This is a genomic window from Paenibacillus sp. FSL K6-1566, assembly GCF_038050475.1.
GTDB lineage: Bacteria > Bacillota > Bacilli > Paenibacillales > Paenibacillaceae > Paenibacillus_AQ > Paenibacillus_AQ lactis.
Map to the genome: position 1 here is coordinate 4,674,745 of NZ_JBBOSR010000001.1, position 14,133 is coordinate 4,688,877.

Annotated in this window: 15 protein-coding genes and 1 tRNA gene; 4 read left to right on the top strand and 12 right to left on the bottom strand. The window is 54.5% G+C overall.

The features are described from left to right. Positions 1 to 53: 53 nt before the first annotated feature. From NST08_RS20735 to NST08_RS20745, 3 genes are all read right to left on the bottom strand, one after another. Positions 54 to 845: a hypothetical protein gene (locus NST08_RS20735; protein WP_210094800.1), complete on the bottom strand. Its 792-nt coding sequence runs from the start codon at positions 843 to 845 to the stop codon at positions 54 to 56. Positions 846 to 961: 116 nt separating this feature from the next. Next, positions 962 to 1,969, bottom strand: coding sequence for a DUF4367 domain-containing protein (locus NST08_RS20740; protein ID WP_210094801.1), 1,008 nt, complete (start codon positions 1,967 to 1,969; stop codon positions 962 to 964). Beyond that, entirely contained in the window at positions 1,938 to 2,495 is a 558-nt protein-coding gene (locus tag NST08_RS20745; RefSeq protein ID WP_210094802.1) for an RNA polymerase sigma factor, read from the bottom strand. The genes NST08_RS20740 and NST08_RS20745 overlap by 32 nt, the downstream gene beginning before the upstream one ends. A 346-nt stretch (positions 2,496 to 2,841) precedes the next feature. On the opposite strand from NST08_RS20745, the gene NST08_RS20750 reads away from it, so the two are divergent. Then, positions 2,842 to 3,567, top strand: coding sequence for a type II toxin-antitoxin system prevent-host-death family antitoxin (locus NST08_RS20750; RefSeq protein WP_210094803.1), 726 nt, complete (start codon positions 2,842 to 2,844; stop codon positions 3,565 to 3,567). Between the two features lie 221 nt (positions 3,568 to 3,788). On the opposite strand, the gene NST08_RS20755 is transcribed toward NST08_RS20750, so the two are convergent. From NST08_RS20755 to NST08_RS20765, 3 genes are all read right to left on the bottom strand, one after another. Continuing rightward, positions 3,789 to 4,016 (bottom strand): hypothetical protein, encoded by a 228-nt coding sequence (locus tag NST08_RS20755; RefSeq protein ID WP_245255961.1) that lies wholly within the window; start codon positions 4,014 to 4,016, stop codon positions 3,789 to 3,791. A 1-nt stretch (position 4,017) separates the two neighbouring features. Beyond that, positions 4,018 to 4,977 carry an SGNH/GDSL hydrolase family protein gene (locus NST08_RS20760; RefSeq protein WP_276824952.1) on the bottom strand — a complete coding sequence of 320 codons (960 nt, stop codon included), beginning with the start codon at positions 4,975 to 4,977 and terminating at the stop codon, positions 4,018 to 4,020. Between the two features lie 339 nt (positions 4,978 to 5,316). Then, a tRNA-Leu gene (locus NST08_RS20765) sits at positions 5,317 to 5,400 on the bottom strand. 182 nt (positions 5,401 to 5,582) lie between these two features. On the opposite strand from NST08_RS20765, the gene NST08_RS20770 reads away from it, so the two are divergent. Then, on the top strand, positions 5,583 to 5,999 hold the full coding sequence (locus NST08_RS20770; RefSeq protein WP_028405202.1) for a hypothetical protein: 417 nt from the start codon (positions 5,583 to 5,585) through the stop codon (positions 5,997 to 5,999). A gap of 130 nt (positions 6,000 to 6,129) precedes the next feature. On the opposite strand, the gene NST08_RS20775 is transcribed toward NST08_RS20770, so the two are convergent. From NST08_RS20775 to NST08_RS20790, 4 genes are all read right to left on the bottom strand, one after another. Next, positions 6,130 to 6,453, bottom strand: a complete 324-nt coding sequence (locus tag NST08_RS20775) for a carboxymuconolactone decarboxylase family protein (RefSeq protein ID WP_007127735.1) — start codon at positions 6,451 to 6,453, stop codon at positions 6,130 to 6,132. Positions 6,454 to 6,576: 123 nt separating this feature from the next. Next, positions 6,577 to 6,795, bottom strand: coding sequence for a hypothetical protein (locus NST08_RS20780; protein ID WP_007127734.1), 219 nt, complete (start codon positions 6,793 to 6,795; stop codon positions 6,577 to 6,579). A 127-nt stretch (positions 6,796 to 6,922) separates the two neighbouring features. Next, positions 6,923 to 7,252: a hypothetical protein gene (locus NST08_RS20785; RefSeq protein ID WP_007127733.1), complete on the bottom strand. Its 330-nt coding sequence runs from the start codon at positions 7,250 to 7,252 to the stop codon at positions 6,923 to 6,925. A 221-nt stretch (positions 7,253 to 7,473) separates the two neighbouring features. Next, the gene (locus tag NST08_RS20790) at positions 7,474 to 8,043 is read right to left on the bottom strand and encodes a xanthine phosphoribosyltransferase (RefSeq protein WP_007127732.1); all 570 of its coding nucleotides are present in this window, start codon (positions 8,041 to 8,043) and stop codon (positions 7,474 to 7,476) included. A 199-nt stretch (positions 8,044 to 8,242) separates the two neighbouring features. Here NST08_RS20790 and NST08_RS20795 point away from each other — a divergent pair, with 199 nt between their 5' ends. Further along, positions 8,243 to 8,479: a hypothetical protein gene (locus tag NST08_RS20795; RefSeq protein ID WP_210095058.1), complete on the top strand. Its 237-nt coding sequence runs from the start codon at positions 8,243 to 8,245 to the stop codon at positions 8,477 to 8,479. Beyond that, positions 8,476 to 9,522 (top strand): YkvI family membrane protein, encoded by a 1,047-nt coding sequence (locus tag NST08_RS20800; protein WP_007127731.1) that lies wholly within the window; start codon positions 8,476 to 8,478, stop codon positions 9,520 to 9,522. Before NST08_RS20795 ends, NST08_RS20800 begins: the two co-directional genes overlap by 4 nt. Before the next feature lie 64 nt (positions 9,523 to 9,586). Here NST08_RS20800 and NST08_RS20805 read toward each other — a convergent pair whose 3' ends face one another. After that, on the bottom strand, positions 9,587 to 12,814 hold the full coding sequence (locus tag NST08_RS20805; RefSeq protein ID WP_007127730.1) for an AAA family ATPase: 3,228 nt from the start codon (positions 12,812 to 12,814) through the stop codon (positions 9,587 to 9,589). Then, positions 12,811 to 14,124 carry a metallophosphoesterase family protein gene (locus NST08_RS20810; RefSeq protein WP_007127729.1) on the bottom strand — a complete coding sequence of 438 codons (1,314 nt, stop codon included), beginning with the start codon at positions 14,122 to 14,124 and terminating at the stop codon, positions 12,811 to 12,813. The genes NST08_RS20805 and NST08_RS20810 overlap by 4 nt, the downstream gene beginning before the upstream one ends. Between the last annotated feature and the right edge of the window lie 9 nt (positions 14,125 to 14,133).

Genomic DNA, 14,133 nt, shown 5'->3' on the forward strand with positions numbered 1-14,133 from the left:
CTTCGAAGAAGCTGACAAAGAGCCTGCCTGGAAGGCAGACTCTTGGATCAGATTTATGGATTCTGAGATTTACTCGATATGATGCTCTCCGCAATCGATACGAGCGCTTCTTTCGTCAGAGGACTTGTCTTATAGGTAGAAATCTCGTATTCCAGCCCTTTTTCCGGGTCCTCCCATGTTAACTTCGTGGAATAAAGAGCGTTCGAGTTCGTAGCGTATAGAGCATCGACCCCTTCTATGCTCAGCCTTTCAAACTTCTCGCCTTTCCCGGGCACCCGTGTAATTTCGGTAACGAACGGGTATATCTTTTTGGCGCTGATGCGGATGATATCTGAATCTCTCGAGAAGAGGAGAGCCGCTCCCCCTGCTTCGCTCCATTTTACTTTTTTCGCGTAATATTTCTTTCCTTTCGCTTCGGCCTTGAGTTCCTTTAGCATATCTTGATACGGTTCGCTATAAGAATCGTAGTATGGAGGGACGATATCGCCGGATTGAAAAGCATACCCTTCCGGAAGCCATTCCGGCTGCTTTAACGCCGGGGCTTTGTATTTAGACACCAGCTTCGAATAATCATCGTAATCCGTGCTGGTTATGGAGTAAAAGCTAAATGAAAGCGTATTGTCAGTCCCATCATACATAACGGTTAACTCGCCCGGCTTCTTCGCTTTGGAGTGTATGGCAAATGCTTCTTTTTTTTGCAGCTCGAGACGCTCCTTACTCGAAGCGGTCTGGGCTTTGGACGCTTTCTGCGGTGCGGCGGCGGCACCCGCCGTATAACCGCTTGCCGAGCTCAGCGCCAGCAGGAAACCTGCAGCGACAATAATCGTTTTTTTCGTAAGATTCACGGGTAAATCTCCTTTCGGCCAAAACAGGCACATGGTTTTATTTCCTTCGGGTTATTTGCAAAACCCTTACTTGTATAACACCTGTACCGCCTGAAAAGGGACACTTTGGAATGATATTATTGCACCATGCTTGCTGCGATCCGGATGAAATCGGACTTGGACAGAGTGCTGCCCTGATTATCGAAAACGCTATAAAAGACCTCACCCTCCTCATCAAGCCATTCCAGCTTATGTTTATAGTAAACTTCGTCAACCGATGCAGCTGCCGATGCCTCCATATAAACCATCTCATGCCCGCCTGCCGTCAGCTTCTCAACGGACACGCCCTTGGGATTCCTGGTTACTACCGAGGAGGGTTGTTTTTTCCGTACGAAGGCGGTTATATGGATCGTATCCTCCCCGTTGGTATAGCTGACATTCGCACTGCCCGCTTTATTCCAAGACAACTTCTTGATGAACAATTTGGTGCCGTTGGAGGAGGATTCCGCCATCCGGATAAATTCCGGCTCCAGCTTCTTCAGATGATCCAGATCGGCCTCCCCTTCCGTAATACTAGGAAATAACTTACCTGCTGCAAAGGTGTAACCTTTTGGCAAATATCTGGGCTCAGGAAGCAGCGGCCCAGCCGTGTTTTCAAGCTGCTTCTTCAATTCCGCATAAGTTTTGTACACAATCGGTTGGTATACGGTCTGAACCCTATTGCCTGTATCGTAAGCATTCAGTGTTTCGTCATGGACATAATAAGCCGCCAGTTCTCCCGGTTTGAGCTGCTTCAGGACATCCTCTTTGTATGCGGACCGCATCTTCATATACGTCTTGGCATGCGGCGTATACTTATCTTCTCGAATTTCCTTCGTTTGAACGACCACTTCCCCTTTGGAGTTCAAAATTTGCACATACCGGGAAGCCGCGTAGCCGGTTAAGGAGGTCAGCACAAGAACGAGACAGGTGATTGTAACAACAGCTCCAGTCCGGTGCCGAGCCTTGTTTTTGCCGCTGCGCCGCTCATGAATCTCCCGAACCCGGTCCATCACGTTTAGGCGTACATCAATGGGTTCCGGCTCCCCCCGAACGAGAAGTCCCTTGATCGTTTCATCTTGAAGTGTAGCTTTGGCCTTGCGCATAACCTGCTCCTCCCTTCTGCTCCATCAGCTTCAACCGGCCGTATTTTTTCTTGACCGCTCCCTCACTCTTCCCCGAAATTTCTCCTATCTCGGCAAAAGACTTCTCTTCAAGCGCCCGTAAGATCAGCAAGCTGCGCTCCTCCGCATTTAACGAGGTGATGGCGGAAGCCAGCGGTTCCCCGAATAAGCGTCCGGTTATCGTTTGCTCTGCGCTTTCGGTTATTGTATCCTGCCGGAACCAACGCTGGAACTTGCGCTGAACGCTACGCTTACGAAGTAAATTCAGACAATGGTAATATGCGATTCTGTATAACCAGGATGAAAAGCTGCCTGTCGGCTCATACCCTTCTATTTTTTCAAACGCTTTGATCAAAATGTCCTGCACTGCATCCTCCGCCTCCTGCCGGTTCCCCAACATCCGGGTGCAGTAGCGGTACAGCGGAGCCTGGAATGCTTCCACGATATGTACATACTTCTGAATTTCGCCCGCTTGGACTTCCATTACGCATTTTTCCGCAGACTCCATGAAGCCGCCTCCTTCCTACTATAAAACACTTCAGCGGCAGCAAAAGGGACACTTATTCCCGCTTTCGTTATTTCATGAACGATGCTTCCAATAGACGCCCCATAGGGAAGCCATGCGGACAAACGCGATGACCGCTTAACCGCGCAAAAAAAGAGACGACCCTCCTAATGCATGGCCGCCTCTTCTTCATCCTTTGATGTAACTATGCTTTGGCCCAAAACCGAAATCCTTCTTCTTCCAATTTAGTTCGGAATATGGATTTCGTCAACAAATTAGCTATCTTCGTTGATTCCCATCTCAGAATTAGCTAATATATCATTAAATTAGCTAATTCGAGGTGAAATGTATGCGAGTGCCTTCCACCGATATGCAAAACCATTTCGGAAAATATCTAAAGTTTGCCGAGGCGGGCGAGGAAATCATCGTGACGAAGAACGGCAGAGATGTTGCCAAATTAACAACCTATACCGACGCAAATGAACTTGTACTAAGGGAGGGAGCTGCGAGGTATACGGCTGACAACGACAGAGTCACCTACGAGGAATTTCTGGAGCTGACCGAAAGCTCGGAACAGCGCTACGAGCTGATCGACGGGATCGTCTATAACCTGGCCTCCCCTTCATACAAACACCAACACGCGGTCACTGAACTGCACGGCAGCTTTTACAACTGGTTTAAAGGAAAACCCTGCACTCCCCTGACTTCTCCATTCGATATTACGTTAGAGAAGGAGAAGACAAACATCTGTGTCGTGCAGCCGGATCTGGTCGTCATTTGCGACAAAGATCGGATCGATGAGAGGGGAAAATATATGGGCACGCCTGATCTCGTCATCGAGGTGCTATCCCCGTCCACGCGAAGCAAGGACATGATCCCGAAGCTTGATCTCTATCGGCAATGCGGCTTGAAGGAGTATTGGATCGTCGATCCGATGAAAGCTCTAGTCACGGTGTATTCCTTGTTAGACGGGGAGATTGCGGATGTGAGCTATTACGCGGGGGCCCATGATCCTTTTGTGGAATCCGCACTTTACCCGGGCTTACAGGTTTCAACGCAAGATTTATTTGCTTGAGCTTTGCATATAAAAAAAGCAGGGGCCCCTTCGGCCACCTGCTTCCTAGCTTATGAAACCGCCGCTACACTGCGATAAAAGATTGGTGCTGAGGCTGGTAAGCGAAAACGCCGGTTATTGCCGCCATATTCGCAGATCTGTACAAAAGGGACCAGCTTTCCCTTAAGATCAGTTAACTGCTCGGTTAACTACCTTCCGGAATCAGGCATACCTGCTGCTGTTTACTTGGATAAATCTTGCATGAGGGCGTTTTGGTCTTTCGGCTGCGCTTCAAACCATTTCAGGAAAGCTTCGGCAACCACCGCACCCGCAAGCCCGTTCGGATGCGGATCATCGGAAGAGCTCATATACTTCGGCTCGATCTGATGCTCCTCCGGAGCCGGGCAGGACAGGATCTCCGCGATATCGAACACGGCGTCCACGCCTTCCGGAGGACGGGTGCGAATCACTTCATTGACGGTACGCCATACCTCTTCCCTGTCTCCGGTAAAATTGAAACGGAGGTACAGTGAAGAGGATAATCCGCGGTTTCGTCCCGTCCTCCCTCTGCTTTAAGCGTCTTACAATCGCGGACAAGTCATCCAGCAGTTCCCGGGAGCTTCTCGCTCCGATATCGATATCGTTGACGCCGAGCGCGATCGCAACAACGTCCCCTTTCGCTGCCTTCGCGAGCCACGGGCCATCTGCCGAAGCGTCATAAGCTCTCGCCCAGCCGGAACCCAGATTCCATACGCTGTAGTCCGGCGATAGGCCATCCGCAATTCGGGCTACCCAGTAATCGTAGCCGTCTTTAGCCGTTCTTACGCCTTGGGTAATGGAATCGCCCAGGAAGATCATCCGCTGCTTGACCGGTCGGGCGTATCCTATAAATGCTGGCATGACCAAACGGTTCTCTGCCGGCATGAACGCTGTTCCAAGCTCGTCATCCGTCAGGTTTCCCTCAGCCTCATAAGCTGATACGAGCAGCCCCTCCGTATTGTACGGCACCGATTTCCCCGGGGAGAGCGTCCTAATCGTCCACGTGAACGCCAGATCATGTCCATCGGGCAGTTCGAGCTGTACCGGATCGCTCCAGAACGTCTCGCCGGGAGCCACCTCCTTACCGGACTTCCCGTCAAAAGTAATTTGTACGCTGGTTCCAGGTACAACCTGTCCATCTCGGCCCATGCCGCCATCGGCAGCATAAGCCGCTTCAATGCGCCACGCTCCCCCAGGCATGCTCCCTTTTGCGACCGAACCAACATCCCAAGTAGAATCGACCGAGTTGCTATGCCAAAATCTCAGCTCCAGCTGCCCGGACTCTCTCGGTTTCATATAGGTTCGATATGTACGTGTACTTCCATCCCCTTGCTCCATAATAAAATTGGTTGCCGTTGATACTACCGTTAATGATGCATATCTTCCTCTCACAATGTCTCACCCTCAGCTCTATGATCTTGGGAATCTGCGGGAATCGTTTGCAGTTCCGCTTCTTGCTTAATCTATCGTCGGCCTCGTTCCCCACCGGCATCGACTGCTGATAATCGGCCGATGCTCATGGCCGCCAGTTGTCCTGTTATCCGGCCTAATGCTCATTGTAGATCAATCCGGTGGAATTGTGTTCATTTTTTTACGCATCATGATGCTAACAGCTTGCCCGGCGCCTCCTGGAACCCAGCAACCAGTTTAAGGCTTTTTTGGGAAGCACACAAAAAAGCTCTTGAACTCCCACAAGGGAAATTCAAGAGCTTCTTCATGGTAAATAAGGTATGCGGTCGAGAGGACTCGAACCTCCACGGGGGTTAGCCCACACGGACCTGAACCGTGCGCGTCTGCCAATTCCGCCACGACCGCGTATCATGTTCTTCGCTATTCGGAGACAAGCTCTTATCAGCGGCGACAAGATATATAATATCACGGTAATAATAGGGAGTCAACACTTTTTTTAAAACTTGATTAAACCATGGATGTTCGGTTAAAATAAGAACATAAGTTCGTATAATATATCCAATTTCTATATAAAGGCGGTGAAGTTAATGGCCATACCGGCTGTTACCTCAGAGGAGCGGGCGTTGATTAAGAGCTACCTGCTTCTGATGTTCATTCATAAGGTGTTTGAGCGGGATTGCCGAATCATTCAGGAGAGCGGTGTCTTCAAGACCCCGCAATTGTATGTGGAGGTGGTCGGCAACGGAGCGAAGCGGGCGGCCGTGCTTCTCCGTGAAGTGAAGCAGGAATTCGCGAAGCGGGCGATCAAGGTGTTCGACATCGGTCAGGGCAAGGAAGGAATCGAGGCGCGCTATGCGTGCAGGGGCTACATTGGATCGATCAACATTCTATGGCCCTCCTTTCGCGAGGAGATGATGGACCGCATGCGGGCCTACCTCAATCTGCCCACCTCGGAGGCGGAAGAAGGCGTCCTAACTCCCGCTGAGGCCGCCCCAGTCCGCTGAGCGGATTACCACTGGACTACACGGATGACCTTGCTTGATCTTAATGAATCGGGTCCCATCGGTGTCCACAACATAACAACAACCGTCTGCCCCGAAATCCATTCGGAACAGACGGTTGTTTCCTTAGAGGCTATTGCAGATGGTGCTGTACCCGGGTCAGACCCTGCGACAGGGCATGTCCTGCGCTTGCAGCCGAAGCGACCGCTACGGCCTCCATAATTTCAGCCTCCGTAGCCCCCTTCGAGCGAGCTTCCTCCATATGATAGAACGTGCACAGCTCATTGTTCGCGAACAAACCGATGCCAAGAGCAATCAGCTGCTTCGTCTTCTCGTCCAGCTCTCCCTCACGGAAGCACACGCCCGTGAAATGATGATAAGCCTCTGCCATCTCCGGCATGCTCTGCTTCAGATTGAGAATTTCATTCTTGTAAGCTGTTACTTTGTCATTGATCATGTCCAAGCGTCTAATCACACCTTTTCTGAATAATCATGCGTCCAGCTTAAGATGTCCGACGTTCGGCTGATCTATGCCTTATGCCCTGCCTATTGCCTGCTTATCATCTGCTTATCCTCTGCCCTATGGTTCAATCGGGCTTACCCGCGGCTCGCTCTTGAGCTGGTAGCTGTAATTCCGGTCCAGCTTCACAACGCGCCGATTTCTCCGGCGGATAATGACATGCTGGGGATCCCATGCCACGACGAAGCCGATAATATCATTGCTCTCGAGGCCGTCCCGGACAACCCGAACAAGGTCGCCGGACAAGCGAAGCTCGTCCAGCCGTTCATCGCTAATCATAGTCGATCATTCCCTCCCTTAGAATAGGATGCGCATTTCCTGCAACAAAAAGACCTAAATGAAACCATTTAGGTCTTCCTGTACGATATGGATAAACATCTGAAGCCTCAGATGTTCTATATTCCCATTAACGCTGCGCTGGCTCAATGCTGTCATTCTTCTCGTACCAGAAATCCAGCACCGTCGAAGACATGACGCGCTTCTCGATATATTCCACTTGCTGCGGCGTAAACTGCTCCTTCCACTCGAAGGAAAGCTCTTCGCATAGACCGGCAATCGTCAGAAGTTCGGACCAGGCAACATATCGTTTGTACCAGAAAAACTGAGGATGTTCAATCATATAGGGATATAGATCATCGAACTCCGTATGTTTACAGTCCAAAGCACGTTCAAAGTGTACCTTCGCTTCATTCAGCTTCTCAATCATAAACGGCTCGGTTACAGGTTGTTTCCCCATGTTGCTGCCTCCTCTCTCTTGCCTATACCTCTTTATTATAAGCGAAAATGCCCGGGGCGAAAAGAATTTGTTGTGATTTTAGGCCGAAAATTCGAATCGACAAGCGGTTGCCCACTTAAAAAAACAAGGTTCGCCAAGCTTCGCTTAGGGCGGCAGTTGGTATCGGCAGCGCGCGGATGCGACTGCATCGGCAGGATCGATCGGGATCACCTGCATCCCGGCTAGTCGAAATGAATATGTCCGTCCTCCAGCGAAGAAATGGTGACCAGGGATTCCACGCGAACATTCTGCTCGCGGAGTGTCCGCGCACCCGCCTGGAAGCTTTTCTCGATCACGACGCCAAGACCAACAAGCTCCGCGCCGGCCCGGCTGATAATTTTGATCAAGCCTCTGGCTGCATCGCCATTGGCAATAATATCGTCAATGAAGAGTACTCTGTCATTATCCCGTATATACTGCCTGGACACCATGATGTCGGTCACAATCCCTTTTGTAAAAGACGGAACCCGTTCGCATAAAGCATCCGGATCGGCGAGCAGCGTCTTTTTCCGCCGGGCGAACACCATCGGCACCCCGAGCTCCAGCGCAGCCGCAAACGCGACCGATATGCCGGAGGATTCCAGCGTAATCACCTTCGTCACGCCTTGATCCCGAAAACGCCTAGCAAATTCCCTGCCCATATCCATAATAAGAGCCGGGTCCACTTGATGCGTCAGCAGGGCGTCCAAGATCAGCACCTGATCCGACAGCACGACCCCCTCTTTAACAATCCGCTCCTTTAACCAATCCATCCACAATGACCTCCCACCCATTCCTTTGTCGTAAAAGTAACATATTCAACCCTTGTACGGCAAGTACAAACGCTCCACCCGTCACTTATCCGTCATGTAATTACACGGGAATTCGTCATTATACCTGACATTGGGAGTGGAGCCATCGGTTCACCTTACCATGTGCCCCTTCTGAAGCACGGTGTAAGGATGTTGCAGTGTGATGCTCGCTTGTGCGATGCATGGCAGTGTGCTGCATGGCAGTGTGCTGCATGGCAGTGCGCTGCATGGCAGTGCGCTTCCCGCCAGTGTGCTGGGAAGCGCAAGCACCAAGCACAATCCCCCTAAACCCAGCGTGGCAGGACAGGTTCGAGTCATGTCCATGCGCGGTCAGGCATACCTTGTACTATACACAGATGTGCCGATCACACCATTAGCAAGGGGGCTTAGCGCTTGAAGGATATTATCCGTGTTTTCCAGATCGCTTTCACATATATCGGAACCATCGTCGGCGCAGGCTTTGCCACCGGCCGTGAAATCCTACAGTTTTTTACCCAATACGGTCACTGGGCAACCCTTACCATCATTCTCGCAACCGGTTTGTTCATTTGGCTCGGCACGAAAATCCTGATGATCTCCAGGCGGATCGGCGCGAAATCGTTCGAGGATTTAAATAAATTTTTGTTCGGCTCGAAGTCAGGGAGCTGGATCAGCGTGTTCATGTTCGTCATTCTGCTTGGCGTCAACAGCATCATGCTGGCCGGCGCCGGGTCGGTGTTCGTGGAGCATTTAAATATCGGTTATCAGACCGGCTTGTTCGTAACCATGATCGGGGCCTACTTCATTCTGAGAAAGGGCATCCAGTCCATCATGACCATGAACTCGCTCGTCGTCCCCATGATGATTACATTATCCATTGCGGTGATCTCGCAGACGTTCCAGGCTCCCGGCGCCACCCGGTTTCTCACCTTAACGACGGATCAGAGCCTGCCCGCGGCATGGCTGGCCCCGCTTCTGTACACCGCCTTTAATTTGGTGCTGGCGATGCCCGTACTGGTGCCCCTCGGCAATCAGACCGAAAATACGAATGTCGTAAAATGGGGCGGCATCCTCGGCGGAGCGGGGGTTGGATTTATGCTGATGGCTGCCCATTTCGCCTTATCCGCGCAGATGCCCGGCATCGCCCAGTTTGAAATTCCGATGGGGAGCATTGCCGCTCATCTCGGCTGGTTCGTGCAAATGATCTACCTGATCCTGATCTTCCTCGAAATCTTCAGCACCTTCGTGGCGAATATATACGGGATAACACTGCAGGTGCAGCAGTGGACCTCATGGTCCTCAAGAACGATCACTTTCGGGATCATGCTGTTCTGCTATTTCTTCAGCCAATTCGGCTTCAGTTCGCTGCTGTCGCTGCTCTATCCGATCTTTGGCGGCCTCTGCCTGCTGTGGGTGCTGCGCCTCACCTTGTTCGGCACCCCCTTGACGAACACGAAGTAAGCGACCAGCATTTAATCGAAAAAAAGACCGGTTTCCTCCGACTGGAACCGGTCTTCCCTTATATTTACATTACGATGACTTGCGCCCCGGGAATACGCTGCCGGATCTGATCTGTAACGTGCGGATGACACGTCATCATGACGATCTGGCGGCTGTGCGACAGCTCGGATATCAGCTCCAGGACATACCCGAGCCGCCGGCTGTCAAAATTGACGAACAGATCATCGAGCATAAGCGGAATGCCCGCCGCATGCGGCATGGATTGTACCAGAGCAAGCCGCATCGCCAGATACAGCTGCTCCGCCGTCCCCCGGCTCAACTTCGCGCTCTCGACAAGCCCGCCGTCCGGCCGCTCGGCTAATAGGGCATGATCTCCCATGCGCATAACGATCCTGCTGTAGGTGCCGCCTGTAAGCTTCGAGAAATAGCGGGAAGCAAGCCGCAGCACCTGCGGCTGCTTCTCCTGTTCATAGAAGCGTCTTGTGCGCTCAATCAGCCCAGCTGCAATGGCGCGAACGGCATATTGGCTGACGAGCTCCTTCAGCTCTGCCCGCTGCTCCTCCAGCTGCTGGTTCGCAGAGTCGCGATTCCCGGCGGCCTCCAGCGATTCCCGCTCCTGCAGCAATCTTCCGCGCCGCTCCTGAAGCTCATCCCGCAGCTCAGCCAAAGAGGCATCGGCCGCCTCCCGCTCTTTGAGCATGGCCTCCAGCGCCGCACCGTCGGCCGATTCAAGCAGCTGTAAGACCTGGCTTCGGAGCTGGCTGCCCAGCCCGCTGAACATCGTGATTTCATGATGACGGACCGTGCGCTCCAGCTCTTCCTTTCGCCGTGCGGCAGCGCCCATCCGCAGATAGGCTTCCCCGTCGGCTGCCCCGGACAAGCCGAGCAGCTGTTCCTTCCGCTGCAGCACTGCCGAGCGGGCTTCGTCCGCGGCTGCCGCTTCTTCCTGCAGCTCCAAGAGCCGATGCCGAAGCGATTCCCGCTGTGCCGAAGCCTCTTGATACTGCTTCCAGCGCCGGTGCAAATCGCCGAGCAAAGACAGAATGGCATCCGGGGTAGTCAGGGACTCTCTGTTTCGCTCCGGGTCCTGTTCGCCCTGAGCCAGCTCAAGGCAGGAAGCCGCATAAGCCTTGGCATCTCGCGTTAGCTCAGCGATCTTTGCCGCTCTCGCTCTCTGCTGCCGCACGATCTCTTGCCCCTGCTCAATCGCACTAAACATATCCAGCATCGCATCAGGCGACAGGCTCTGCGGCAGCAAACGCTGCATCAGCCAGGATTCCCACTGCCGCTCCAGCTGGACAAACCGCCTCTCTTCACTTTGAATTGCACTCTCGATCGCCGATCGCTCGGCAGCCTGGAGCTTAACCTTCTCCTCGGCCGAAAGGCACTCGGACGTCAAGCGGTCCAGCCGCTGACGCCATGCCTGCCAGGCATCCATGACCGATCGGAGCTCCCGCAGCTGAGCCTCCACCGCGAGCGGATCCCGCGCAGGCCGCGCTTCGGTCTTCGCCCGTCGGCTCCCCCGATACTCCAGCGTCGCAGCGGCAGCATGGTATGGACTGGAAACAAGCTCCGACAACAGTTGTTCAACCTCATGGGCATCATCTCCGCCGGGCTCCCCGGCAGAAGGGGAGGATTCCCGGGAAGGACTGTCCTTCACATTTCTTCGGCCGCTCCAGATCACATAGACCATACCCGCCAGCATGAGCACGCCGGATATAGCTGCTGCGCCGTTCGCACCGCTCCAGAACAGGAAGGACACCAGGACAACCGTTAATATGGCCATGACGGCAAGCAGGCCCGAATAAGCGGACGGCAGCCAGCCATGCTCGCTTGCCCCGGAAGCCTTAAGCTCAGGCAGGGCCTGGCTGAGCCTTCGCTCCCGCCAGCGCTCCGCCGTCTGCTGAAGCCGGCTCCATAGCATGGCCGTCTCTTGTGGCGAGCGGGGCTTAAGCATCGCAAAATTCTCTTTCCCCCGCTCCATCTCCTCGCGCAGCTGCCGCCGTGCTTCGCTTAATTCAGACTCCGCAGCGACTGCCGCCCGCTGGGCTCCGCGCAGCTCCAGCGACAGCTGCTCCATCCGGCGGTCATAGCCGGCAAAGGCAGCTCCGAGCCGCCGAACCTCCTCGCGTTCGGCCGCCGAGGTGGACAGCGCGAGCAGCTCCGCCTCGGTCCAGCCCGGATCGATGCTTCGCAGCAGCCCTGCAAGACGGTCGGCCTGGGCCGTTTGCTCTGCCGTAAGCTGTGCAAGCTCGCGGTTTCCCGCCTCATACAAACTCCGCTTGCCCCATAAATCCTCAATTCGCTGTCCCTGCTCCTCCAGCCATGTCAGCCGGGGCATGTCGGCAAGCTTCGCCTCGGTATCCCCGAGCGCACGCTCGATCCGCTGGATCTGCGCCTCCAGCTGCAGCAGCTCCTCTTCGATTCTCTCCCACCTCGCGGCACCCTCCGGCGGGAAGCTGCCGCAATCCGGCAAGCCGTCCAGCTCCAGCTTGGCCTCACGCCAAGCCAGCCACAACGGGCGGATATCAATCGCCTTGCGCAGCAGCGTTAGATCCTCTGCAGTGTCCGCGCGTTCAAGCTCCAGCCTCTCCAGCCGGTCCTCCGTTTCCCGGATAGCATCGATGACCTCGTTATAACGAGGGACATACGTCCTGCTCTCTGTCACCTCCGCCTTGAGCTGCTCGATGGACTGCAGCAGCTTTGCCGCATGCTGTACTTTGCCCCGCGGCTTATACAGCTTGTCCATCTCCTGCGTCAATCGGCGCTCGGCTTCCAAAATATTCGCGCCGCCGCCGATTCCGGCATGGAACAGATAGCCGCTGATCTCGGCGGACTGCAGGCTGCGAATTTCCTGCAGCTCGCTAAGCGAGATGGCAAACAGCTGCCGGAACATATCTTTCGATACACCGCCGAGCGCTTCCCGTTCAAGGTCATACTGCCCCAGCTCAAGCACCGTGCCGTCACCGGCCTGCTTCTGGATATGTACGCGTTCCTTCCGGCTTCCCGCAGAGCCCTCACTCGGCTGACCAAAGCGGCGGATCGTCCATAACGTTCCCTCATCGTCCAAGAAGCGCAATTCTCCCCCATGAACGCCGGAATCCGCCGGTTCACCGCGCTCCGCCGGCACACTCTTTCCGGGAAAGCCGTACAGCATTGCTCTTATAAAATACAGCACCGTGCTCTTACCCGCTTCATTCGGCCCGTACAGTACCGTTACCGGCGCCTCGATCGGGATACGCTTGTCCTGTACGCCGCCGAACCCCTGAATATGCAACCGCTCAAGCCTCATATCCCGGCACCTTCTCCCCGCTTAGACTCTTGAGTCAGCAGCGTAAGCGTCAGCTCCTCCGCCCTGCGCAGCCAGTCCAGCAGTTCTTCGGCGGGCATGCGTTCGAGCAGCGCCCGGATTTCGGCATGCTCCATCAGCGGCGCCAATGCATAGGGTACAATCCCGTCGTCCGCAAGCAAGCGCTGCTCCGACTGCTCCTTGCGAGCAAGACGGAGCAGTTCCCCGGCGAAGCTGTCCTCGGCAAGCAGACGGTCCAGATCAAGCACATCCCCGGATTGAAGCGCGAAGCCCTCGATCCAGACGCAGCCGCCGTAGCCCTGGGTCTTCGCCTTAGCCGCTTCCCTTCTCCTCATCTCGCTTAGCAGCTCATCGAGCACGTAGCCGTTTTCAAGCTGCCGGTGGACAGGACTGCGGCCCGTGATCATGACCCGGACCAAACTGAGCTTCTCCCTGTTTTCCTCCGCAACCTGCCCGAGCGTACGCTCCAGGTATTGCCTCCATTCGTCCACGCTGCCGCATCCATCGATCGGCGCTTGCACCAGGCTCCACCGCATGGAGTCCAGCTCATGGAAGCTCAGCACGGTGTTATACCCCTCGTCGACATCGACGACATAGCACCCTTTCGGTCCGGTTTCCTTGATATGCCGCCCTTGAATATTGCCCGGATACACAATATAGGGCGATTCCTGCAGCATCCGACGGGTATGGATATGCCCGAGCGCCCAGTAGTGATAACCGGCCTGCGACAAATCCTTACGCGTGCACGGCGCGTACGTTTCGTGCTGGGCATCGCCATCCACATTCGCATGAAGCAGCCCGATATGATAAAGCTCCCGGGTTGCCTGCGGATAGGTAAGCGCAATATTATCCGTCACCTTCGATGTCGGATAGGACATGCCGGTGATCTGCGCCACCTCCCGCTTGTCCGAACGCCGGACGGCCGTCACCCGGGAAGGCTCGGCCCCGAACTCTTGAACGTTCGGGGGCAGCTTCACCGCAAGCTTCGCGCTGTCCAGCGGATCGTGGTTTCCATGGATAACGTATACCGCTATTCCCTCCCGCGCCAAGGACTCCATCGCATCCAGGAAGCGAAGCTGCGCGCGGAGCGAAATGTTGGAACTGTCATAAATATCGCCGCTAATGACCATAAAATCCACCTGCTCGCTTACGGCAAGCCGAACCAGCCGTTCCAGCGCCCGGAAGGTCGAATCCTGAATGAAGGAGCGCATCCCGTCATCCAGTCCCCGCAGGCCGATGAACGGACTGTCTAGATGGAGGTCCGCAGCATGTATAAATCGAAATGAAGCCATAGCCGCTCT